Annotated in this window: 23 protein-coding genes; 15 read left to right on the forward strand and 8 right to left on the reverse strand. The window is 62.8% G+C overall.

What is annotated here, in order from left to right; genetic code table 11:
- Positions 1-145: 145 nt before the first annotated feature.
- On the forward strand, positions 146-1,054 hold the full coding sequence (locus EA462_RS05875) for an AEC family transporter (protein ID WP_124177631.1): 909 nt from the start codon (positions 146-148) through the stop codon (positions 1,052-1,054).
- 45 nt (positions 1,055-1,099) lie between these two features.
- Here EA462_RS05875 and EA462_RS05880 read toward each other — a convergent pair whose 3' ends face one another.
- The 4 genes from EA462_RS05880 to EA462_RS05895 all read right to left on the reverse strand — a co-directional run bounded on the left by EA462_RS05880 (position 1,100) and on the right by EA462_RS05895 (position 3,973).
- Entirely contained in the window at positions 1,100-1,807 is a 708-nt protein-coding gene (locus tag EA462_RS05880; RefSeq protein ID WP_124177632.1) for a hypothetical protein, read from the reverse strand.
- A gap of 139 nt (positions 1,808-1,946) precedes the next feature.
- Entirely contained in the window at positions 1,947-2,729 is a 783-nt protein-coding gene (locus EA462_RS05885) for a YihY/virulence factor BrkB family protein (protein WP_124177633.1), read from the reverse strand.
- A 102-nt stretch (positions 2,730-2,831) separates the two neighbouring features.
- Positions 2,832-3,593, reverse strand: coding sequence for a CAP domain-containing protein (locus EA462_RS05890; protein WP_124177634.1), 762 nt, complete (start codon positions 3,591-3,593; stop codon positions 2,832-2,834).
- A 77-nt stretch (positions 3,594-3,670) separates the two neighbouring features.
- Positions 3,671-3,973, reverse strand: coding sequence for a lycopene cyclase domain-containing protein (locus EA462_RS05895; RefSeq protein ID WP_124177635.1), 303 nt, complete (start codon positions 3,971-3,973; stop codon positions 3,671-3,673).
- Between the two features lie 99 nt (positions 3,974-4,072).
- Between EA462_RS05895 and EA462_RS05900 the strand changes: the two genes are divergently transcribed.
- The 3 genes from EA462_RS05900 (at position 4,073) to EA462_RS05910 (ending at position 7,092) form a co-directional block, all read left to right on the forward strand.
- Positions 4,073-5,230 (forward strand): CBS domain-containing protein, encoded by a 1,158-nt coding sequence (locus EA462_RS05900; protein WP_124177636.1) that lies wholly within the window; start codon positions 4,073-4,075, stop codon positions 5,228-5,230.
- 87 nt (positions 5,231-5,317) lie between these two features.
- A complete protein-coding gene (locus tag EA462_RS05905) occupies positions 5,318-6,250 on the forward strand; it encodes an ABC transporter ATP-binding protein (RefSeq protein WP_124177637.1) in 933 nt (310 codons plus the stop codon).
- Positions 6,247-7,092, forward strand: a complete 846-nt coding sequence (locus tag EA462_RS05910; RefSeq protein ID WP_124177638.1) for an ABC transporter permease — start codon at positions 6,247-6,249, stop codon at positions 7,090-7,092. Before EA462_RS05905 ends, EA462_RS05910 begins: the two co-directional genes overlap by 4 nt.
- Positions 7,093-7,202: 110 nt before the next feature.
- Here EA462_RS05910 and radB read toward each other — a convergent pair whose 3' ends face one another.
- Positions 7,203-7,922, reverse strand: a complete 720-nt coding sequence (radB, locus tag EA462_RS05915) for a DNA repair and recombination protein RadB (RefSeq protein ID WP_243641369.1) — start codon at positions 7,920-7,922, stop codon at positions 7,203-7,205.
- Between the two features lie 90 nt (positions 7,923-8,012).
- Between radB and EA462_RS05920 the strand changes: the two genes are divergently transcribed.
- Positions 8,013-8,837: a hypothetical protein gene (locus tag EA462_RS05920; protein ID WP_243641370.1), complete on the forward strand. Its 825-nt coding sequence runs from the start codon at positions 8,013-8,015 to the stop codon at positions 8,835-8,837.
- An 8-nt stretch (positions 8,838-8,845) separates the two neighbouring features.
- On the opposite strand, the gene EA462_RS05925 is transcribed toward EA462_RS05920, so the two are convergent.
- Entirely contained in the window at positions 8,846-9,547 is a 702-nt protein-coding gene (locus EA462_RS05925; protein ID WP_124177640.1) for a phosphatase PAP2 family protein, read from the reverse strand.
- A 331-nt stretch (positions 9,548-9,878) separates the two neighbouring features.
- On the opposite strand from EA462_RS05925, the gene aglF reads away from it, so the two are divergent.
- The 4 genes from aglF to EA462_RS05945 all read left to right on the forward strand — a co-directional run bounded on the left by aglF (position 9,879) and on the right by EA462_RS05945 (position 15,865).
- A complete protein-coding gene (gene aglF / locus EA462_RS05930) occupies positions 9,879-10,652 on the forward strand; it encodes a UTP--glucose-1-phosphate uridylyltransferase AglF (protein WP_124177641.1) in 774 nt (257 codons plus the stop codon).
- 6 nt (positions 10,653-10,658) lie between these two features.
- A complete protein-coding gene (locus EA462_RS05935) occupies positions 10,659-11,678 on the forward strand; it encodes a GDP-mannose 4,6-dehydratase (protein WP_124177642.1) in 1,020 nt (339 codons plus the stop codon).
- Positions 11,678-14,125, forward strand: a complete 2,448-nt coding sequence (locus EA462_RS05940) for an MFS transporter (protein WP_124177643.1) — start codon at positions 11,678-11,680, stop codon at positions 14,123-14,125. The genes EA462_RS05935 and EA462_RS05940 overlap by 1 nt, the downstream gene beginning before the upstream one ends.
- A gap of 309 nt (positions 14,126-14,434) precedes the next feature.
- On the forward strand, positions 14,435-15,865 hold the full coding sequence (locus EA462_RS05945) for a sugar transferase (protein ID WP_124177644.1): 1,431 nt from the start codon (positions 14,435-14,437) through the stop codon (positions 15,863-15,865).
- Between the two features lie 139 nt (positions 15,866-16,004).
- On the opposite strand, the gene EA462_RS17695 is transcribed toward EA462_RS05945, so the two are convergent.
- Complete coding sequence (locus EA462_RS17695) at positions 16,005-16,280, reverse strand: hypothetical protein (RefSeq protein ID WP_124177645.1); 276 nt, start codon at positions 16,278-16,280, stop codon at positions 16,005-16,007.
- Between EA462_RS17695 and EA462_RS17700 the strand changes: the two genes are divergently transcribed.
- Complete coding sequence (locus EA462_RS17700) at positions 16,274-16,798, forward strand: hypothetical protein (RefSeq protein WP_279387003.1); 525 nt, start codon at positions 16,274-16,276, stop codon at positions 16,796-16,798. The two genes, EA462_RS17695 and EA462_RS17700, sit on opposite strands and share 7 nt — an antisense overlap.
- Positions 16,799-16,903: 105 nt before the next feature.
- Here the strand turns inward: EA462_RS17700 and EA462_RS05965 are convergent, their stop codons facing one another.
- Complete coding sequence (locus tag EA462_RS05965) at positions 16,904-17,278, reverse strand: GDP-mannose 4,6-dehydratase (RefSeq protein ID WP_124177648.1); 375 nt, start codon at positions 17,276-17,278, stop codon at positions 16,904-16,906.
- A gap of 115 nt (positions 17,279-17,393) precedes the next feature.
- Between EA462_RS05965 and EA462_RS17230 the strand changes: the two genes are divergently transcribed.
- From EA462_RS17230 to EA462_RS05985, 5 genes are all read left to right on the forward strand, one after another.
- Positions 17,394-17,534: a hypothetical protein gene (locus EA462_RS17230; protein ID WP_165872023.1), complete on the forward strand. Its 141-nt coding sequence runs from the start codon at positions 17,394-17,396 to the stop codon at positions 17,532-17,534.
- Positions 17,535-17,720: 186 nt separating this feature from the next.
- Entirely contained in the window at positions 17,721-18,980 is a 1,260-nt protein-coding gene (locus EA462_RS05970) for a glycosyltransferase family 4 protein (RefSeq protein ID WP_124177649.1), read from the forward strand.
- A 41-nt stretch (positions 18,981-19,021) separates the two neighbouring features.
- On the forward strand, positions 19,022-20,104 hold the full coding sequence (gene wecB, locus EA462_RS05975) for a non-hydrolyzing UDP-N-acetylglucosamine 2-epimerase (protein ID WP_124177650.1): 1,083 nt from the start codon (positions 19,022-19,024) through the stop codon (positions 20,102-20,104).
- The gene (locus EA462_RS05980) at positions 20,101-21,363 is read left to right on the forward strand and encodes a nucleotide sugar dehydrogenase (RefSeq protein ID WP_124177651.1); all 1,263 of its coding nucleotides are present in this window, start codon (positions 20,101-20,103) and stop codon (positions 21,361-21,363) included. The genes wecB and EA462_RS05980 overlap by 4 nt, the downstream gene beginning before the upstream one ends.
- A 6-nt stretch (positions 21,364-21,369) precedes the next feature.
- The gene (locus EA462_RS05985; RefSeq protein WP_124177652.1) at positions 21,370-23,127 is read left to right on the forward strand and encodes an alginate lyase family protein; all 1,758 of its coding nucleotides are present in this window, start codon (positions 21,370-21,372) and stop codon (positions 23,125-23,127) included.
- Positions 23,128-23,171 lie beyond the last annotated feature (44 nt).

A 23,171-nucleotide genomic window follows, 5' to 3' on the forward strand; every position in this document is an offset into this window, starting at 1 on the left:
ACATATTCACGAAAGTATTAGTATCCCCTAAAGAACTGGTTGTTCGTCCATACCTGTCGTCGAGAGGATCGACGGAGCGTGAGCGGACGCGCCACCGGTTCGCGAAACCGAACGGTAAAAACCTCCGAGTCGGTTGGAACGTGGTATGGAGGTCGTTGCCCGGCTGCTGGCGCTGCTCGTGTTGTTGCTCGTCGGAGCCGGACTGCGAACGACCGGCGTTCTGGACAGGAGGCGGGTCGCTGGTCTGAACACCATCGCCTACTACGTCGCGCTGCCGGCGCTCGTCTTCGTCTCGACGTACGATCAGAACGTCGCTGATCTCCTCTCTGTCGCACTCGTCGGTGGGCTCCTATTCGTGTTGGGTACGACCGCCGCACTCGCGTGGGTGGTCCACCGAAACAGGGGTTCGAACGACCGCTCGAGCGTCGCAATCGTCCAGTCGTATCACTCGAATCTCGGCTATCTCGGGCTCCCACTCGTCGCGGCGACGTTCGACGCCAGGGTGACGGCGATCGCGAGCGTCGTCCTCGGGGTCGTGACGCTGACCCAGCTTCCGATGACGATCGTCGTACTTTCGACGCTCAACGGCGCTGATGCCGCGCTCGTGGGCGAAATCCGAGGCATCGTGAAAAACCCGGTGTTGCTCGCACTGATCGTCGGGCTCGCCGTCGGCTCAGCCGGCGTCTCGATCCCGTCGACCGTCGCGTCCGGCTTCGACGCGGTCGCCGCGCTCGCCTTACCGATCGCGTTGCTTTGCGTCGGCGCGTCGCTTCAGGTCGAAGCTTCGACGATCGATTTCGGAGCGGTCGTGTCGGTGATCGCTCTGAAGATCTGTTGTATGCCGATCCTCGCCTGGCTCGTCTTCTCCGCGCTCGGCGTCGATCCGGCGACGTTCACCGCGGCGGTCGTTATGCTCGGAACGCCAACGGCCGTCTCGACGTACGTCTTCGCGGCCGAACTCGGCGGCGACAGGAAGTTCGCCTCGTTAAACGTCTTCGCAACGACGCTCGCTTCGATCGTGACGCTGTTCGTCCTCATCACGCTCGTCAGTTGAGTGTCCGAAGGGGCCCGTCGGGACGCGAGCCTGCCCGACTCGAGCCTATCTGGAAAAGAGTCGTGCGATCCGTCCGAACAGTCCGGTCCGTTCGTCGCCGCTCGAGTCGTCGTCGGAGTCCGCGTCGTCCCCGGAGACGGCGGTCGACGCGTCGGTTTTCGCCTCTCCGCCGACAGCATCCGTCCGATCTCGATTCCGGTCGTCTCGGATCGTCTCTGCTCCACTCGCGCGTTCTCCGATCACCTCACTCGGCGGTCCGGCCGTCGATTCACCGGTGTCGAGGTCGTCCATCGAGAGCTCGATCTCGTCGATTTCGGGCGTCGACTCCCGCCCGCCCCCGGTTTCGGCGGCTCGGACATCCGAACCAGTGACGTCGCCGCTATCGATTCGCGCCTTGAGCGCATCGACGGTGTCGTCAACGGTCGGTTCGGAGCCATCGACAGTTGACGGAGGCGCTGTCTCGGTCGTCGGCCTGGATTCGTCGGAAGCGGCCCTGGGCTCACTGGTCGCCGCCCTGGGTTCGTCGCTGGGCAGCTCGGCCTCGTCGGTCGACGTCTCGAGTTCGTCGGTCCGGTCGCCGTCGTCTGCAGTATCCCCCGTCGTCTCATCGAGGGACGAGAGAATGTCGTCGACGCTCCGCTCGGAAACGACCCGGCGAGGACCGCCGCCGGGCGCTCCGCCACCGGACTGACCATCGTCGGTCGATTCGTCCCCCTCGGTCCCGTCGTGGTCCGGTGATCGATCGTCACTCATCGTGGGTGTCTGTCGGTTCCGGTACTATAACCCTTTTCCCGGATCGATCAGCGGCCTCATACGGTTTACTGTAAATCATTGCCGGCGCACCCGCCGCCCGGGTTGCGGGTGCGCCGGTAAATCGTTACAGTAATCCGTATCACTCGGCGATCAGCGGCCTCGAGCGAACGACGTTGAGGACGGCCCCGACGAGGATGACGATGCCGGCGAAGTAGAGCCAGGTGACCAACAACAGGACCGCACCGACCGCGCCGTAGGCCTGATACCGTCCGGCGTTCGCCGCGTAGAGCTGAAAACCGGCCTGCAAGATCGTCCAGCCGACGGCGGCGAACACCGCGCCGGGGAGGACCTCGGTGAGATCGACGGGAACGGGTGGGAGCACGTAGTAGATGGGAACGAACACGAGTACGAGTCCGACCAACAGAGCGACCCAGCCCACCACGCCGCCGAAGGGAATGCTCCCGGCGACGAGTCCGAGGACGGCACCGACGACGACCATCAGTGCAAGCGCGAACGCGCCCGCGACGATGACGGTGAGGCCGTCGCGAACCTCCTCTGTAAGCGAGTCCTCTGAGACCTCGTCGTACACCTTATCGAACGCGAGGCTGAGGCCGCGAAACACCTTGAGAGCACCCCAGGCGGCCACGACAAGGGCGACGACGGTCGCCTCCGCACGACCGGCTTCGGTCGTCAAAGCGTCGGTCACGAGCGCTTCACCCGCCTCGGGGAGGAAATCGCCAGCGACGAGAACGAGTCGCTGAGCGACGTCCTCGCCGCCGAGGAGGGAACCGACGACGAGGGCGAGCAAGACCATGGGAATCAGCGAGACGAACGCGTAGTAGGCGAATCCGGCCGCGAGAAAAGTGATATCGCGATCCGTAGCCGTTCGATAGATCGAGGTCAGCGTCTCTTTCGCCACCATACACAATCCACGGAGGGGGACACCAAGAATCTGTTATCCGCTTTCAGATTCTGGGTATCGGACAGCCCCGTGGCCACTCTTCGCGGTCGTTCTCCCCGTGGCCTACCACTCGTGACAGAAGTTGTGTGAGGCGTAGACTGCACCGTCGTCCGCGATGTAGACGCCGACGCCGCCACGGTCCCAGCCGGGACCGCCGTGCTCCTCGAGGATCGCTTCGCGGTGGCTCGTCGAGTTCATCCACTGATCGACGAGACCGGTTGCGAGGTCTTCTGCGGTGTAGTACTCCACGGTGTCTCCGTTTCCGGGGCGTTCGATCGGTCTGTCGATCCACGTCAGGGCGATGTTCTCGCCGTAGCCGCGACAGTAGTCGTCGACTTCGCTGAAGCGGTCGTATGGTCCCTCACCGTCCGGGTTTCCGTGCGAAAAGTAATCGCGGTGAGCCATATCGTAACTGTGGGCCCGCGAGACGGAGGCGACGGTTCCGTCCCACTCGAGCGACTCGAGACCGTGATCCGCGCGCCGGTCGTTAACCGCCGCGTGGACGAAGTCCTCGACCGCATCGGAGCGAACCGTCTCGACGTCGGTTTCGTAGCTCGAGACGCCGGGATCGTCCGGGTCGGTGACGTCCGGGTCGCGTTCGCCGGCAGGCGGCGGGTTCGAACTCGGATCCGGACGATCCTGAAGGTCGATTCCGTCGGCGTCTTCGGCGCGCTCTATGAGTGTAGTTGCGAACGTGGCCGCCCCGAGTACAACCGCGCTCACGAGAAGTACGAGGACGACCAGACGCCCCAGCGCTCGCAGAATACCACGCTCGGACCGGTCACCGGACGTACTCTCCGACTTCGACCGCGGCCGCCGTGTCATCGTCCGTCGACTCACCGACCCGAGACAAGACTGTCCGGGTGCGTTGCAGTCACTGATACGGTCCGCTGCCCCGACGGTCACTCCCCGCCGAAGATCGTCTCGTGGATTCCCAGAACGAGTCCGGGAACGACGGCCATGAAGAGGTGTTCCTCGATCGGGATGCCGGCGACGTCGACACCGGTTCGGAGGTTAATATCGAAAACGCCGACGGCGAGCGTGTACCGGTCCCAGACGTACGCGATCGGATAGAGCGCGAGGATCGTCACCGCGGCCTTTCGAAGCGCACCCGCCCGCTGGAGCAAGACCAGGGCGACGGTGCCCCAGAACAGTTCAGTCACGAGGTAGGTGTACCGACCGAAGACGCTGATATCTGGTCGCATACATCACTACTATTGGTTAACAGACAAAATCGTTGGCACGCAACGGTGGGAACAGGCAGTATCTTCAAAACCCCTGCGGCAGTATATCGGATCGGAACGATGAATATCGCTGATATCGCCACACAGGACTACATCGAAGTCGACGTTGGGACGCGAATGGGGAAGGTTCGTTCGACCTTCGAGAACGGCAACCCCAAAGGAATTATCGTCACTAACGACGGGGAGTACGAGGGCGTCATCAGCGAACGAGAGGTCCTCCAATCTCACGTCGAGGACGACGCGAAGGTCGCAGCACTCACCAAACCGAGCCGGAGCGCACCCGCACCGAAAATCGACCGACACGAGGACGTCCGAGAGACCGCTCGCGTGCTCGTCGAGAGCAACGCCAAAGTCGCACCAGTTTTCGAACACGACGAACTCTGGGGCGTTATCAGTGACGACGCCATCCTCGAGGCGGTCCTCGAAAACCTCGATACCCTCACCGTGGAGGATATCTACACCGATGCGCCGGTCACCCTCACCGAGGACGACGGAATCGGCAAGGCGATCAACTACCTTCGTGAGCACGGAATCTCCCGATTGCCGGTGTTGAACGACAGCGGCTTTCTCACCGGCGTCGTAACCACACACGACATCGCGGACTTCGTTATCCGCGAGAACCACACGACGACGACCGGCGACCGCGTCGGTGACAGCGATCGGTTGCTCGACGTTCCCATCTACGACATCATGACCAGCCCGGTTCAGACGACGACGCTCGACACCACCGCGAAAGAGGCCGTCGAGACGATGCTCGAACTCGATTACGCCGGGTTGATGGTCACGCCCGAAGACGACGACCGCGTCGTCTCCGGCGTCATCACGAAGACCGACGTCCTCCGAGCGTTGACGTTCACCGAAGAGGAGTACATGGACGTCCAGATCACGAACGTTTCGTTGCTCGATACGATCTCTCGAGAGTCGATCGTCCAGAGCATCGAGGACGTCTCGGACAAGTACGCCGACATGCAGGTGATGCACGCCCACGTCCGGTTCACAGAGCACAAGGAGAAACTGCGCGGTACGCCGCTCGTGCAGTGTCAAATCCGCCTACGGACGAACAAAGGTCAGGTCGCAGGCACCGGCGAAGGGTACGGTGCGGAGAACGCCTTCCGCGTCGCACTCGACAAACTCGAGCGAAACGTTCTCGAGGTCAAAGGAATCACGGCAGACGAGGAGTACCGCGGTCAGCTCCTGCGAAAACTCAACGAGCTGTAAGCGGGCTCGACTCGCCCGCTCGCGAGCTCCACACGAACCTGACAGTCGAACACAAAGTCTATACCGGATGACCGTGGGTGCTATCGTATGGCCGCTATCGAACTCCGCGGCGTAACCAAGCGCTACGAACGCCGTGGCATCCTCCACACGGACTCCGTTACCGCCCTCCAGAACGTCGATCTCACCGTCGAAGACGGTGACGTGTTCGGATTTCTCGGTCCGAACGGTGCCGGAAAATCGACGGCGATCGACATCATGCTGGACTACGTCGCGCCGACCAGCGGATCGGTCAGGGTCCTCGGCCACGACGTCGACTCCGACAGCGTCAGCGTCAAAGAACGGACGGGCGTCCTCCCGGACGGATACGGACCGGTCAGCGAACGGACCGGACGGGAACACCTCGAGTTCGCGATCGACGCCAAAGACGCCGACGACGATCCGGACGAGCTGTTGGCCCGGGTCGACATGCTCGGCCCGGACGGCTACCCCGTCGATCAGTACTCGAAGGGAATGGCCCAGCGACTCATGCTCGCGATGGCACTCGTCGGTGAGCCGGATCTCCTCGTTCTCGACGAACCCTCGACCGGACTCGATCCGAACGGAGCCCGAACGATGCGACGGATCGTCCGCGAGGAGAACGACCGCGGGGCCACCGTCTTCTTCTCGAGTCACATTCTCGAGCAGGTCGAAGCCGTCTGCGATCGGGTCGCAATCCTCGACGCCGGTCGGCTCGTGACGGTCGACAGCATCGACCGGCTGCGAGACACCGTCGGTGGGTCGGCGCGCGTGAGACTCGAGCTCTCGACGGTCCCCGACGGCGTGATCGAACGACTGGAGGGTATCGAGGGAGTCTCGAGCGTCGACGTAGACGCGACGACGGTCGACGTCGCGTGTGAAAACCGTGCCAAAGCGCCGGCCATCGCGACCTGTTACGATTCGGATGCGACGGTAACGGACGTCTCGACGACGGAGCCGTCGCTCGACGAGCTGTTTGCGACCGTTACGGAGGGAACCGCGTGACTGACGCGGGTGCGGCCAGCCGTCTCGCGCTGTTCGCACGCGAAGACGTTCGAGATGCCGTACGCGAACGTCAGGCGCACGTTCTGGGTGTTCTGTTCGTCCTGTTAGGTGGGGGACTGGCGTATTCGGCCGGACGAACGGCACAGATGGTTTCCGCCGAGATCGAACTCGTGGGTCGGCTGGTCGGTCCGCTCGCGCTGTTGATTCCGCTCGTCGCGCTCGGACTCGTCGCCCCCGCGATCGTCGAAAAACGAGCGACCGGTGCGCTCACGGTCCTGCTTGGACTGCCCTTTTCGCGACGGACGGTCGTCCTCGGAACGGTTCTCGGGCGGACGATCGTCATCGCGGCCGGCGCACTCGCGTCGCTGATCGTCGCCGTTCCAATCGCGTTGATGATGGGCGTCTCGGTCGACCCTGTCGACCTCCTCGGAGTTGCACTCGCTTTCGGGGTTCTCGCGGTGACGTTCACGGCGATCGCCGTCGCGATTTCCACGCTGACGCGGACGTCTACGCGCGCCTCCTTCGGTGCCTTCGGGACCTACGTCGTCTTCGTCTTTGGCCTCTGGGCGCAGCTCCCGATGCTTGCGCTGTACGTCGTCTCCGGTTTCGAATATCCAGAGACGGTCCCGACGTGGGTCGAGTTCGTCTCGGCGCTGAATCCGATGACCGCGTTTACGAACCTCGGCGGTGCCGTTTCCCCACTCGAGAACGTGGCGTTCAGCTCGGTCCCGACCGAACCCGCCGTCTACGAACGGCCATCGGCTGCGCTCGTTATCTTGCTCGCCTGGATCGGCGTCTCGGTCTGGGTGAGTATTCTGCGATTCGAGCGAACCGATCTGTAGTGGCCGCGAGTGGGCTCCGTCGCTGACCGTCGTCGATCGGCTCCTCGCGCATCGCAACCGGTCACGTCGTCGCACCGCCGCGTTTCGTGGCCATCGGCTCCGTCGGCACCTCAGCGACGGCTGGCAGTTTCGCCGCCGTCGACGCCCGCGTCAGTGATCCGGAACTGGGCGGATTCGCCCACCGCTTTCGAGCGGTGTTTCTCGAGCGTCGCCCGCCGGTTCCCGCCGCGGAACCGCTCGAGTCGAAGAACGACTCCGGTCCAGTGTTCTAACGTGTTCCCCCCGAGCGCACGCGTCCGATCGGAGTCCGGGTCGGAAAACACCTGGTTCGTCAGGACGACGGCCAGATCGTGCTTTCTGGCGAGCGAGAGGAGGTGTGTCACCTGTCGGGCAACGCGACGAAGGGCTTCTCCGTCGTCGCCGTCGGCGGTTCGCTCGAGTCGGTAGAACCCCGTCGCGCTGTCGAGGACGATCAGATCCGCCCGCTCAGCGAACCCTTCTGCGTCTCGGACGGCTTCTGCCTGCTCCTCGAAATCGAGTGCGTCCTCGATGACGATCCGCGAGGCGACCGTTTCGATCGCGGTGGACTCGTCTCCGGGTTCACACTGGGCCGCAAGCAGTTGCTCGAAGCGGTCGACCGAAACGCCTTCCGTATCGATGTAGACGACGGTGCCACCGTCGACCGCCGTCGCGACTGCAGCCGAAAGCGCCAGGTTCGTCTTTCCCGCCGCCGGCGGACCGTACAGTTGCGTGACGGCTCCGCGTTCGAACCCTCCGCCGAGTAACTCGTCGACCGGAGTACAGCCGGTTGGAATCGCCTCGTCGTTCACGACCGGCATTCGTAACGTTCGCGCAAAAAGCCCCCGGAACCCGGCCGGCCATCGAGTACGTTTATTCGCATCGGACCCGAATCGGAACTCGTGATCGTCGTCGCAACGTCGGACTTCGAACTCTACCACGGCGTCGTCAACGAACTCCGCGATCGCGGGAGTCAGTTTACGACGATCGAACCCGATCAGACGCTTCCAGAGCCGACCGACGTGGTCATAACCGGAGCCGATCACGCCGATTCGTTCGACGAGATACCGACGATCGTTGCCGATCCCGACGAGCCACGGCTCGCGGTCGATCAGGCGCTTACGACCGTCCGCGGCGACACCGGTCGGACGATAATCGGCGTCGATCCCGGACGGAAACCGGGAATCGCCGTACTCGCCGGGGAAACGGTCGTCGCCGCGTTTCAGGTTCCGCTGTCGGACGCAGTCGCGGTCATCCAACGAGAGGTGAGCGAGGCCGCCGATCCGCTCGTCCGCATCGGGGACGGCTCCCGACTGCAGAGTACGGCGCTCGTCAATGACCTCGAGGACGTGCGAGTCGAACTCGTCGACGAAACGGGGACGACCCCCTACCTCGGAACCGGTGCCAGGGGAATGGAGGACGTTCTCGCCGCGGTCAACATCGCTCGCCTCGAGGGCGAAGTGGTCGAGGCTCGAGAGATCGAGCCGACGGCAGGCGAACTACAGGTCATCAAAGACCGGTCTCGAGAGCGAAGCGAGACGAACCGGGCTATCGACGAATCCCTGGCCAGGCAGGTCGCGCTCGGGGAGTTGACGATCGAACGGGCGCTGGCCGAACATCGAACTCGCGGCGCAAATCACCGTAACGACGACGGTCGAGAGCGCGGACCGGACGATCGCGAAGAAGACAACGCGTCGTCGAATCGATCCTCGAGCGAGGACGCGTAGTTCGGGTCTCAGCGCGTCGTCGCGATCCACATCCGCTGGACCGCCGGTCGGTTGACGAGCCACCATCCCCCAGCGCCACCGATGCACCCGACGAACGCGAGCCAGCCGTCGGCGCTTCCGGCCGTGACGAGCAGCGCCATCACGCCGAGTACGCCCGCGGTGGCGAACGCACGCATCGGCTCCAGACCAGTCGCCTTCGCCGCGAGCAACAGGTATCCGACACCGAATCCGACCGACGCGACGACGTCGACGAGGTAGTGGACGCCAAGAGCGAGGCGGGAAAAGCCAACGACGGCGATAACGATCGAAGCGATGAGGAGTCGCCCTCGAGCGCTGAACCGATCGCTCCAGTACGCAAGCGATACCCAGAGGACGGTCGCCGCCATGGTGTGTCCGCTCGGAAAACCGGTTCCCTCTCGCGGGACGGCCTGGAGCGACGCTGGCGGGCGCGGGGAGTCAATCGTCGTCTTCAACACCAGCGTCAGCGCGAGTCCACCGAGAACGATCGCCACGAGCGTAGCCGTCTCCCTCGAGAGGAGGTGATCGGAGCCACTATCTGCCGATCGGTAGACGTCGACGACCACCAGTATACCAAGCACGCCGACGACGACGAGTTCGTCGCCGAGCAACGCCGTTATCTCGAAGATCGGACCGGCCCACTCGGGGAGCACCGTGCGGATCAGCTCCGTGACGCCGACGTCTCGGTTCATTGTGAGTGATCGCCACCGTTCGATCGGTGCGGAAACGGAAGAGTGGATGACCAGTATTTCGGCCCGCAAGTTAACTCTTTCACCGGAGAATCCGGTCGGAGAGGGAGTCGTGAATCGATCGGAGAAAAGCAGCGAGCCGATCGAACACTCACTCGACCGACGACAGTGACTGCCCGAACGGAGAGGCCGATGGGACAGTCATCAGGTGTGTAGTGACGTACAGTGGTTACGATAGGTCCTGCCGAGAATCGCGAGGAGTACTCGGCGGTCCTAAGGTAACAGGCAATTACAGGGAGCAGCTATTTAGGCGACTTTGGAATGGTCGTAGCACATGCACGCTGTCGTCCTCGCGGCCGGAAAAGGAACTCGTCTGCGGCCGCTCACCGAAGACAAGCCGAAGGCACTCGTCGAAGTCGACGATCGACCGATCATCGAAGACGTCTTCGATAACCTCCTCGAGATCGGTATCAGCGAACTGATCGTCGTCGTCGGTCATCTCAAAGAGCAGATCATCGATCGGTACGGCGACGCGTACGAAGGCGTTCCGATCACGTACGCACACCAGCGCGAACAACTCGGACTGGCACACGCGATCCGCCAGGTCGAGCCACACGTCGATGACGACTTCGTGTTGATGCTCGGTGACAACGTTTTCCGAGCGAACCTGGCGGACGTCGTCAATCGACAACGGGAAGCACGGGCCGACGCCGCGTTCCTCGTCGAGCAGGTTCCGTACGACGAGGCCTCCCGGTACGGCGTCCTGGATACGAACGAGTACGGCGAGATCGTCGAAGTCGTCGAGAAACCCGCGGAGCCGCCATCGAACCTCGTGATGACCGGGTTCTACACGTTCACGCCGGCGATCTTTCACGCCTGCCACCTCGTCCAGCAGAGCGACCGCGGCGAGTACGAACTCCCCGACGCGATCGATCTGCTGATCCAGTCCGGACGAACGATCGACGCGATTCGGATGGAAGGATGGCGAGTGGACGTCGGCTATCCCGACGATAGGGACCGCGCGGAAACACAGTTACGACAGGAGACGGGCCCCCTCGTCGAATCTTCGACGGAATCCGAACAGCCCACGGAATCCACAACGGACTGATCCCGGATGACGAACGTTCTCGTTACCGGCGGTGCCGGATTCATCGGCTCGCACCTCGCCGCGTCGCTTCTCGAGGCGGGCCACACCGTTACCGTCCTCGATCCGCTCGATCCGTACTACGATCTCCGAATCAAAACGCACAATCTCGAACGGTGTCGCGAGATCGGCGGTGATTGCTTCCAGTTCATCGACGGATCGATCACCGACGAAGAACTCGTTCACTCGGTCGTTTCGAGTCACGATATCGAGGTCGTCTACCACCAGGCTGCTCAGGCGGGCGTTCGAACGAGCGTCGAGAACCCGAAAAAACCCCACGAGATCAACACGACCGGGCTGCTTACGCTCTTGCTCGCGGCCGATGAACACGGCGTCCACCGGTTCGTGAACGCGTCGTCCTCGTCGGTCTACGGCGAGGTGGAGTACTTACCATACGACGAGGACCACCAGACGGTTCCACGAAGTCCCTACGGCGTGACCAAGCTCACCGGCGAACATTATTGTCGTCTCTGGAACGAGATCTACGACGTTCCGACCGTAAGCCTCCGTTACTTTACGGTGTACGGTCCACGGATGCGTCCGAATATGGCGATTACCAACTTCACCTCGAGGTGTCTCAACGGGGATCCGCCGATCGTCTACGGGGATGGCCAGCAGAGCCGCGATTTCACCTATATCGACGATATCGTCGATGCGAACCTCAGTTTGCTCGAGACGTCCGACTGTGACGGCGAGGTCGTAAACGTCGGCTCGACGCGGACGATCACGATCGAAGAACTCGCAAACCACGTCATCGCTGAAACGAACGCCGCGGTCGGGATCGAGTATGCGGACGCCAGAGAAGCCGATGCACGCCACACACACGCCGACGTTACGAAAGCTGGTGAGTTACTCGATTACGAACCGACGACCGGAATTCGCGACGGCGTTTCGCAGTTCGTCGACTGGTACCGTTCGAATCGTGAGTGGTACGAGCCGCTGGTCTTCGCATCACGGGCGGGAGAGTCCTCGCCGTCCCAGACGTCGTAATGGCTGACGAAGCCGATCCCGACGCGATCGCTGAGGCCACGGCGTCGTTTCGCGATCAATACGACGACGGAGAGCACACGCTCGAGACGGTTCTCTCGGTCGACGACGAGTACGAAACCTGGACGTTCGACGATCTTCCGCTCGATTCAGGAATCTTCGGGGAGCTCGTCTCTCGCGGTATCGTGAGGAAACGCGACGGCGAGTACCGTATCTCGAGTCGCGAAGGCGTCCGGGCCGGACTCGAGGGGAGAGCGGTATCCACGGTGGACCAGGACGATCCGCGGCGTGCTCTCTCGAGTCCGATCGCACTCGACGTGCGTGCAGGAGCGGCACTCGTCTGTGCGCTCGCCTTCCTGTTCGGAATGCGGGTGCTGAACTATCGGTCGGTGGTGCGTGGCGAACACGTCGTTTCCCCGGCGAACGATCCCTACTACTACCGGTACTGGATGGAAACTCTGCTTTCGGAGTCGGACGGAATCACGGATACGACCGTCGTCACGGACATGCCCGACGCCGCCGCCTCGCGCCGACCGCTGACGCACGCTTCGAATTGGGCGCTTGCCGAACTCCTCGGCGGCGATCAGTGGGCTGCGGACATGGTCGCCGCCTGGCTCCCGGTCGTCGCGACCCTCGCGCTCGGAATCGTCGTCTACTGGCTCGCCCTGATCGTCACCGACGACACTCGAGTCGGGATCGCATCGGTCGGTCTCCTCGCACTCACGCCGGTACACGCGGTCTACACGAGCATCGGCTTTCTCGAGCACCGCCCGTACCAGTACCTCTGGATTGGGGTGACGATTCTATCGCTCGCCTGGCTGGCCGTCGACGTGCAGCGGCGGCGAGAACGTGCGTCGAGACCACGAGTAGCGATCCGTGAGCACCTGCTGTGTCCGTGGACGTGGATCGCCGCAATCGTTCTGGGGATCGCACTGGCGTTCTCGGTGCACTCCTGGGGTGGGTCGATACTGCTGTTCGTTCCCCTCGGCGCGTACGCCGGACTGAAAATCGCTCTCGACGTTCGGGCGGGCCTCCCACCGATGGCCGGGAACGCGCCGCTGCTGGTCGGAGTCGGCATCGGCGGAGCGATCACCGTGCTCTTGCACGTTCGGTGGGGCTGGCACGAACCGTTCACCGCCGTCGTCTCTTCGATCGTCGTCGTCGGCATCGTGGCCGTCGCCGCCGTCGGAGAGCTGTGGCACCGCCTCGAGTGGCCCACTCTCGGAATCCTCGCCTTCGAAGGCGGAATCGCCGCTGTCGGCGTCAGTGCACTGTGGTATCTCCGCCCCGATGAGTGGACGCGACTCGAACAGCGAGCCGAGGACCTGTTCGCTCGGGAGGGTGCGACGGAAACCGGGTCGCTGTTCACGACGGAAAACGCGGTCGTACTCGAACCGATGGCCCAGCTCGGACCCACGTTTTACATCGCGATCGCCGTACTGGGGTGGGCCGCCTGGACCGTCTCCCGACGGTACGATCCGGCGTGGGGGGTGCTCGCCGTCTACAGCCTATTCTGGCTCGTGCTGGCGGCGTTTCAGGTTCGCTTTGCGGCACAGCTGTCGATCGTGGTATCGGTCCTGGGTGGATTGGGACTCGTCCACCTGCTGGCGTGGCTCGATCTCGTCCGGACTCCAGTTCCGTTCCGAGAGTCCACCGCGAGCGCTCGAGATACGGTTGGACCGAGCGCTCGTGATACCGCGGCCGACGGGGGCGACCGCGAGCCGAGTATCGCTCTCCCGGAGGACGGGCGCACGCTCGGAGCACTCATCTGGATCGCGTTGCTGGTCTGTGGGTTGAGCCTGATTTTCGTGCCGACGTTGAGTGCCCAGACGGTCCACAGCGACGCACAGTTCGAGGCCGCGATGGCTATCGACGACCACGCGGCCGACCGAGAGACCCCGAAGACCTTCGTGTTGAGCGAGTGGGGCGACAACCGCATGTACAACTACTTCGTCAGCGGCGAATCCTCGAGTTACTGGTATGCTTCCCGACACTTCGAGGAGTTCAGGACTGGCGGAGATCCCGACGGCTGGTACGAGGAGTTCAACGAGAGCGACGTCGGATACGTGGTCCTCACCGAAGCGGGGGGATACGACGAGCGAAATGCACAGCGACAGCTCCACGACGAACTCGGAACGGGCAGCGACGGAGAGACGCCGCTCGAGCACTATCAGGCGGTCTACGTCGACGACGAGGTGACGGCCTTCGCGGTGGTTCCAGGTGCCACGATCACTGCAGACGGTGAACCGGGCGAAGAACTGTCGCTCGAGACCGAGGTACCCGTCTCGGGCGAAACGGTTACTTACGAACGAACGGCTACCGTCGACGACGACGGAACGCTGGCGGTGACGGTACCCTATCCCGGAGAGTACACCGTCGGTGAACGAGAGATCGACGTCCCAGCGCGAGCCGTCGAAACCGGGTCGGTACTGGAACTCGAGCAGTCCTGAGTTGTGTCGAGCGGTGCGGCGCGTGAAAAGCACCGTATTGGTCGGGTACACTCGGGTTTCGGCCCGAAACGGTGCTCTTACCGATACTTCACATCACCGAGACCGGCCGACTGTTCCGCCAGAACGCAGTGCTCGGTGTGAGGAATCAGTCAGTCGAACACGGACATACAATACGTGTATCGGTATCGTCCAGCACATCGTTTCAGCTCCGGAACATGCAATTGTGTCAGACTGAAAAACTTTCGGTAGTCGACGCTCTCGAGAAAACATCAAATGGAATATAGTATCTGTTGGTGAGGCACGCAGTGAATGGTCACCGGCTGGCAGTACCGAACGGTAAGTGTACTCGGCGTACTGGTGCTTACCATCGGTGCCGTCGCACTAGCGAACCATCCGACGGCCCAGCTCTTGTTCACGACCTACGTTCCCGTGTTTAACCGACTCGAGGTAACCGTGTTGAGCGACCGGTCGCTGTACTGGGCGATCACGCTGAGCGTCGTCGCGGTCGGGTGCAGTCTCGTTCCGCTGTACAAGCCCCAGCCACGTCGCGTCCTCGATACCGTCGTTCTCTCTCAAAAGCGTATCCTCGTCGCCGGTCTCGCGATTGCAACGCTCGGATACTTCAACTGGTCTCATCGCCTCCCACGGGCGACGCTCGTGATGACCTTCGCCATCCTGGGTATCGTCGTTCCCGCGTGGTTCGTCTGGATCCGCCGACGCCCGCCCGAGGAGGCCGACCGGACGCTCGTCGTTGGCGACGACCTGGAACAGATCGAACGCATCTCGCCGTCGGTTTCGGTCCCCGTTCTTGGCTACCTCTGTCCGTCCGTCGTGAACGTTCGCGGCGAGCCCACATCCGTCGAGACCGCAGCCGACGGCGGCGTCACCGTCGGCGACGGCGGCGAGCGGGACCGACTCGAGACCCCGAACCGTCTCGGTGGCCTCTCGCGCCTCGAGAACGTCCTCTGCGAGTACGACGTCGACACCGTCGTACTCGCGTTCCTCAATGCCGACCGCGCGGAGTTTTTCGGCGCGCTCGATACGTGTCACGACCACGGCGTGTCCGTGAAGATCCACCGCGAGTACGCCGACAGCGTGCTCGTCTCTGAAGGTGACGTCGGCGAGATCGTCGACGTCGACCTCGAGCCGTGGGACCCGCTCGATCACCTCTACAAGCGCGTCTTCGACGTCGCGTTCGCGACCGTGGGGCTCGCGGCGTTCGCCCCGCTGTTCGCCGTGATCGCGCTCGCGATCAAACTCGACAGCTCCGGGCCGGTGCTGTACAGCCAGGACCGCACCGCCGGCTTCGGGGAAACCTTCCCCGTCTACAAGTTCCGGACCATGGTCCCGGAGGGCGAGTCGGTCACTCCCTCCGAAGACGAGGAGAACGACCGGATCACCGGCGTGGGACGGGTGTTGAGGCGGACACATCTCGACGAGCTTCCCCAACTGTGGTCGATCCTGGCGGGCAACATGAGCGTCGTCGGCCCGCGGGCCGCGTGGACCGAAGAGGAGGTCCTCCTCGAGGAAGACGCGCCGGCGTGGCGAAAGCGCTGGTTCGTCAAACCCGGACTGACCGGACTGGCACAGGTGAACGACGCGTCCAGTACCGATCCCGAAACGAAGCTGCGCTACGACCTCGAGTACATCCGACGCCAGTCGTTCTGGCTCGACCTGAAGATCGTCGTGCGGCAGGTGTGGAGGGTGCTCGAGGACGTGCTCGAGATGCTCGGCCCATGAACCCGATCGATAGTACGCTGGTGGACGTGTTCACTCAGTTACCAGGTAGCTGGTGGGGCCGCTCGATGATTTCGTCGCAGGCGTTCAGCTTCCGGCGGGCAGACGGGCGAGACAACAACGCTGGCTTCAACGAGGCTCGTTATAGATGACAGCAAGCCGACCTCCCCTCTCCGTACTGATGTCGGTCTATCGCGACGAAACGGCCGACCACGTACGAACGGCGCTCGAAGCTCGTCCTGACGATCTCGTCGGCCGCATCCGGGTAGACCGTGCTGGAACAGACGCAGAGAATTCCCCGGTCGGGAACGTATTTGGCGACGGTACGGCGCGCGATTCGGACGGCGCTCATGTCCGGCTCGTCGCCGTTCATGTCGGTCGGGACGGCGATGATGAAGGCGTTGGCCTCGAATGGCATGTGGGATCCGTGGTCGGTTCGAGGCCCGCCTCGAGCGCCCGCGCCACGTCGCAGTCGGAAATATCGTCGACGTGCGACGATCCGTCCCGGAGGTCGGCCATTCGGTCCTCGTCGATGCCGAAGTCGACAACGTTGAATCCCGCCGCGGAGAAGTGACACGCCGGCAGGAGTCTGACGTAGCCGATGCCGACGACCACGACGGTCGCTGTTCGATCATCGGTTTTTTCGTTCGGGAGGCGTCATCAGATCACCTGCTCGTACGCCGACGCCGACCGGCGTTCGTCGATGACATCCCGAACGGTCCGAACGAGATCGGTTTGCGGATGCCAACCGAGCGTCCGCTCGCGTTTCTCGACGTTGGGTTCGCGCTGTTGTGGCTCCTCGAAGCGCTCGTCGAAGGCGACCTCGTACGGACGTGTTCGATTTCGGGGTCTGAGCCGGTGAATTCGATCACTAGCTCGGCGAGGTCGTTGATGCTCGTCGGGACAGGGGACCCCACGTTGTACACGTCACCGTGAGCGACGGGAGTCTCGAGCAGGTCGCGCGTGACGCGGACTGCATCCCTCACGTGGTGAAATTCCGCGTCTGGGCCCCATCGCCGTACACTATCAGTGGTTCGTCGTTCAGGGCCTGCTCGACGAACGTCGGGACGTCGTACTTCGAGGCAGCCTCGAGGACGAGTTCGTTCCGCGGAGGTTGGTCTCGAGGCTCTCGAGCGGTTCATCGACGATCTTCTCGACACCCACGGCAGCCGCGAGGTGGTAGATCTCGCCGGCGCGTTTGATACACTCCTCGACGATGGGCTCGCTTCGGATATCAGAGGAGATGACCTCGAGGCGAACCGAGTCGGGCAGGTTGTCGATCGATCCGGTCGAGAAGTCATCGACGACCAGTACGTCTCGAACAGGGAGTCGACGAGGTGGGACCCGATGAAGCCGCCACCTCCCGTGACGAGCGTTTTCATGACACAGTACACCCATTTGCTTCCGGCTTAGCATTACAACGGTCAGTAACGCAATCGAAACATAACTGCTGGAAGGATGTTGGAAATATGGTTTTATAACACCGGCCGCTCGTCGAGGAAGGGACGAAATAACGCGTTTCGGTCGAAGGGTGGCGGGGGTAGCGGCGCGTCCCGCCGGTGTCGGACGGGACGACAGCGGTAACTTCGGGCTCGAAACCGGCGGCCACCCCGACCGGGCGGTCGAACGGATCGTTGAGACCGATCGTCGGCCGACGGTTGGTGCGTACTAGTCCCCCGACGAAGGCGAATCGAACCGACCGTCGTTTTCGGAGTTGGCTCCTAAGTTCGAGATCGAAACGTCGCGAGAGGGCGGGACTATACGGGTCTCGGGCCACCGCCTCGAGGACGCGAATGAGGAACGGGATGTGGATGTAAGCACTGGACAATTAACTGTGTGGTCGGGACGTAGTCAACCAATGGCGGACGACTCCGAATCCGTACTCGTCGTGACGCAGTATTTCCCGCCGGAAACGGGAGCGTCCCAGACGAGGTGGGATGAGCTCTCGAGACGCTGGTCGGACGAGGTCCCCGTGACCGTCCTGACCTCCGCCCCCGATTATCCAGAGGGAGAACTGTACGACGGCTACGACAACCGGTGGTTGCGACGCGAACGAAGGGGCGACGTCGAGGTGCTCTACACCAAAACAATCACGTCCTCGAGCGGAAACCTCCTCCGTCGGAGCCTGAAGTTCGTCTGGTTCATGCTTATCTCGACGATCATCGGCATTCGATACACGTCCCCGTCAGTCGTCGTTGCCACGTCGCCACAGCCGTTGACCGGCGTTTCGGCCTGGATCACCGCCCGGGTCAAAGGAGGATCGTTCGTGTTCGAAGTTCGTGATCTCTGGCCCGAGTCGATTCTCGCAGTCAGCGAGTTCGGCAATCGGTTCGTCATCCGGGGTATGGAACGAACGGTGGCGTTCCTGTACCGGCGCGCGGACCACCTCATCGTGGTTTCACAAGCTTTCGTAGATCCGATCGCGGAGTGCGGGGTCGACCGGTCGAAGATCTCGTTTCATCCTAACGGGATCGACCTTGAGTTCTATCGGAGAGGACCCGCCGAGTCCCCGGTGGTGGACGATATCGACGACGAGTTCACCGTCTCGTACGTGGGCACGATCGGGCGGGCACACGGGCTGTCCGTCGTTCTCGACGCAGCCCTGGAACTGGATGACGTCCAGTTCGTGCTGGTCGGCGACGGGGCCGAACGCGAGGAACTCGAAGTCCGGGCTGCCGGACTCGACAACGTCGTGTTCGCCGGCCGCCGACCGAAGGAGGAAGTGCCGGCCATCCTCCGGGAATCGGACATCGCTCTCGTTCACCTGAAGCCGCGCGATGTCTTCGAGACGGTGATCCCGTCGAAGCTTCTGGAGTCGATGGCGGCCGAACTCCCGATTATTTTAGGAGTTCATGGCGAAGCCGAGCGAATATTGACAGAGGCGGACGCTGGCATCGCTATCGAACCGGGGAGCGGTGACGAACTGATCGCCGCGGCGGAGCAACTTCGGGAGAACCCGGAGCAGCGGCAGATGTTCGCCTTCGCAGGACGAGAATACGTGGTCGAACAGTTCGATTGGGAGACCATTGCCGACGCGTATCTAACGACTATCACCGAGGATCCAGACCAACGGAGTGATGCGAGACCGGAACAATCCGTAACGAACGCGGACCTTTAAGTCCGAATCCGGGATCCAATACGTGACGAATCATCAGGTCAATGTCATCCACGCTAAGTTTCGTACTAGGGACAAGACCGGAGATCATCAAACTCTCTCCAGTGATCCGGGCCTGTCAGCGAAGAGAGATACCGTTCTCGATCGTCCACACCGGGCAGCATTACTCCGAAAAACTCGACTCGGTGTTCTTCGAACAGCTCGGACTGCCCGCGCCCGAGTACAACCTGACCATCGGATCGAGCAGTCACGGCGAGCAAACCGGGCGGATGGTCGTCGAGATCGAATCCGTCTTGGAGAAAGAACGACCCGACGTCGTACTAGTGCAGGGCGACACCAATTCGGTGCTCGCCGGGACGATCGCGGCAACGAAGCTAGATCCGATCTTGGTAGGTCACGTGGAAGCAGGGCTCAGGAGTTTCGACCGAGACATGCCCGAAGAGGTCAATCGCCGGCTCGCCGACCACGCCGCGGACTACCTGTTTCCGCCGACTGAAACGGCTCGAGACCAGTTACTCGAAGAGGGTCTCCCTGCCGAGTGGATGACGATCACCGGTAACACGATCGTCGACGCCGTGACGGAAAACACCAGCATCGCCCACGAGCGAAGCGACGTTCTCTCGGAATTCGGGGTGCGAGAGCGGTTCGCCCTATTGACGGCCCATCGCGCCGAGAACGTCGACGATCGGGAACGGTTCGCTTCGCTGATCGATAGCGTGGCAGCGGCCGTACGGAAACACGACCTTTCCGTCGTCTATCCGATCCATCCGCGAGCGGAGAAGCGGATTTCTACGCTCGATATCGACGTTCCGGAGGAGATCACGCTCGTGGAACCGCAGGACTTCCTCGATTTCCTCGTCCTGGAGGACGAAGCCGAGATCGTCTTCACCGACTCGGGGGGCGTCCAAGAGGAGAGTTGTATCTTACGAACCCCCTGCGTGACACTTCGGGACAACACCGAACGGCCCGAAACTATCGCAGTCGGCGCGAACCGCATCGTCGGCGTGGAACGGGCGAGCGTCGTCAACGGTGTCCGAGAGATGCTCGCGGTCGAACCTGACTGGAAGAACCCGTTCGGCGACGGAACGGCAGCAGAACAAATCCTCGATGCGCTCGAATACGAATGATGGACGACAACCCACGAATCTGCGTTCACGGACTCGGCTACGTCGGTCTTCCGACAGCGGCGATCCTCGCGAACTCCGGATTCGACGTGTACGGGTTCGACGTGGATCCCCAGCACCGACGCGACCTAAAGAATCAGGACTTCACGTTCGAGGAACCGGACCTCGAGCGGTTCGTGAGCGGCGCACTCGAGGACGGACTGACGATCGTCGGTGATCCACGGCCGGCGGAGTTTCACGTGATCTGCGTGCCGACGCCGTACGACGAGAATCTCGATCGGACGGACCTCACGTACGTGGAGGCCGCCGGGGAAACCGTGGCGTCGCTGTTGCGTCCTGACGACACCGTAATTCTCTCCTCGACGGTCCCCCCGGGGACGTCCGCCGAGAAACTCAGAGAGATCGTCGAACGTGAGGGATTCTCGGCGTCCGAAGATGTGGTGCTCGGCTACAGCCCCGAAACTGTGTTGCCCGGAAACACGCTCCGGGAGCTCCGGGAGAACGACAGGCTCGTCGGCACGGTCGGCGGGCGACAACCGGACCGAATCGTCGCGCTGTACGACTCGTTCGTCTCGGGGGATATCAGGACGACCGACGCGACGACGGCGGAGTTCGTCAAACTCGTCCAGAACGCGTACCGCGACGTCAACATCGCGTTCGCGAACGAGGTGGCGAAGCTGGCCGACGAGTTCGAAATCGACTCTCGAGGGTCGATCGCGCTGGCGAACAATCACCCGCGCGTGGACATCCTTCGACCGGGACCGGGCGTCGGCGGCCACTGCATCCCGATCGATCCGCTGTTTTTGAACCACGGCAACGACATCCCGATGCTCATCGAGACCGCCCGCCGGGTCAACGACGGGATGGTGGGATTCGTCGAGCAGCTTCTCGAGGCGGCGCTTGGAGAACTGGCGGGATCGACAGTCACGATCCTCGGAGTCGCGTACAAGGGCGGCGTCGCCGATACGAGAAAAAGTCCGTGCTTCGCGCTGATCGATCGGCTCGCGAGAACGGAGGTCGACGAAATTCGATTGACCGATCCGTACGTGAACGGAGAGGTGCGCGGACGGGAACTGGTGGCGCTAGAAGAGAGTCTCGAGGCGAGCGACGCCTCCGTGATACTGACGGACCACCCGGAGTACGGGGCGCTCGATCCGGAGGTGTTCGCGGACCGGATGGCAGGTCGGACCGTCGTCGACACGCGAGCGATGGTGGACGAGGACCGATGGGCCGCTGCCGGTTTCGACGTCCATCAGGTGTGAGAGGTTGTGACGGACCACCTGACGCTTCTGGGCACCGCGATGAACAAGCGTCCCGAACAGCTTCTCGGCGTCTGTAAGCGGTCGCTCAAGGGGAAGCTGCTACCCCGTCTTCCCGTGAACGTCGACCGACGGTACGAACGTCGAACTCCGGAGAACCCGACCGCCGTCGTCGAACCGATTCGAGAGAACACGGCGGAACTCCAGCGAAGTACCGCGTCCCGGCGCGAGACGTTTCGGGAGCGAGCGAACGACGCGGCGGACGGAACCCTGACCTTTCTCAACGAGTCCGTGGAGTTTCCCGACGGCGATCGAGTTTCGTTGTCGCCCGAGCGGTTGGAGGAGCAGTCTCTCCACTGGAAGCTGAAGTGCTGGGGGTTCGAACACCTGAAGCCGGTCTGGCTCGGGTATACGGACCCGAAAGCGCTTTCGGGTGACCAGCGACGAATTCACCGGCGGTGGCTTGACGAGTGGATAAACGCCCACCCGATCGCCGCGGAGCCGGGATATCTTCGGCGGGAATGGATGCCCCACGCGGTCTGTCTTCGAATCTGGAACTGGAGTCGATACGACGCGACGTTCGGGGAGGGATTGTCGCCGGATTTTCGCCGCGACATCAGGCGATTCGTCTACAAGAACGCGGCGTTCCTCTCGGACAACGTCGAGTACGGCGTCGGCGGAAACCACCTGATCGAGAACGGGGCCGCGCTCGTGATCGCGGGCGTCTACCTCGACGAGGATCGGTGGCGTCGGCAGGGACGGCAGATCCTCGAGCGCGCGGCGTCGAATCAGTTCTTCGACGACGGCGGTCACGTCGAGCGATCGCCGATGTACCACGCGATCGTCTGCCAGCGGTATTTGAGCGCCCATTCGCTGTTGAGTACCGTGGGGGAACCGTCGGGCGAGATCTCACGCTGTGCCCTCGAGAGCGCCCGGTTTTTGCAGCGGTTGCGCCCGCCGGACGATCGGATTCCGCTGTTAAACGACTCCGTGTTCGGCGAGGCACTGGCGCTGACGGAGTGTCTGGCGTACGCTCGAGCGGTCGGCGTGAGCGACGGCTCGAGCGGAACGGAAATCGGTCGGATGGACGGCTCCGGATTCTACTGGCTCGGAGGCGGGGACGACAGGATGCTCGTGGCGGCCCACGAAATCACGGTTCCGCACCTCCCCGCCCACGCCCACGCCCACCCCGGACACGTGTGTCTCTGGATCGACGGGCAGCGGGTGTTGACCGACACGGGCGTTTACGAGTACGCTGCGGGGCCCCGTCGCCAGCACGCTCGAAGCGCCCGAAGTCACAACACGGTACAGGTCGGCCGAACGGAACCCGCCCGGATGGCGTCCTCGTTCTGGCTGTGGGGCCGTCTCGGTCCAACTGTGTCGTTCGCCGAAACGGACGGGACGCTCGAGTTCTCCTATTCCGTGGATGGAATCGGTCGTCCAACGTATAGACACGATCGAAAGATCACTCACGAGTCCAGAGTCTGGACGGTGGGCGATCGGGTCGACAGTAACGGGAAACCGGTGACGAGTCGACTGCACGTCCATCCGGCGTTCGACGCGAGGATGGCGAACGATCGGGTCCGGATCGAGGACACGCAGGCGGAACCGGTCCTCTCCGTGGCCCCGTCCGGACACGAACGAGTTTCGGTCGAGACGGCACCGTACTATCCCGAGTACGGACGGGAACGCCCTCGAGACGTGATCGTCCTGCGACACTCGCAGTCGGAACCGCTCTGGGTGCAGTTCGAGAGTTCGACGGAGTAATTTCCCGATGAACGGCCATATGCTGGCAATAAAAAAGAAACGTC

Source organism: Natrarchaeobius halalkaliphilus (assembly GCF_003841485.1).
Lineage (GTDB): Archaea > Halobacteriota > Halobacteria > Halobacteriales > Natrialbaceae > Natrarchaeobius > Natrarchaeobius halalkaliphilus.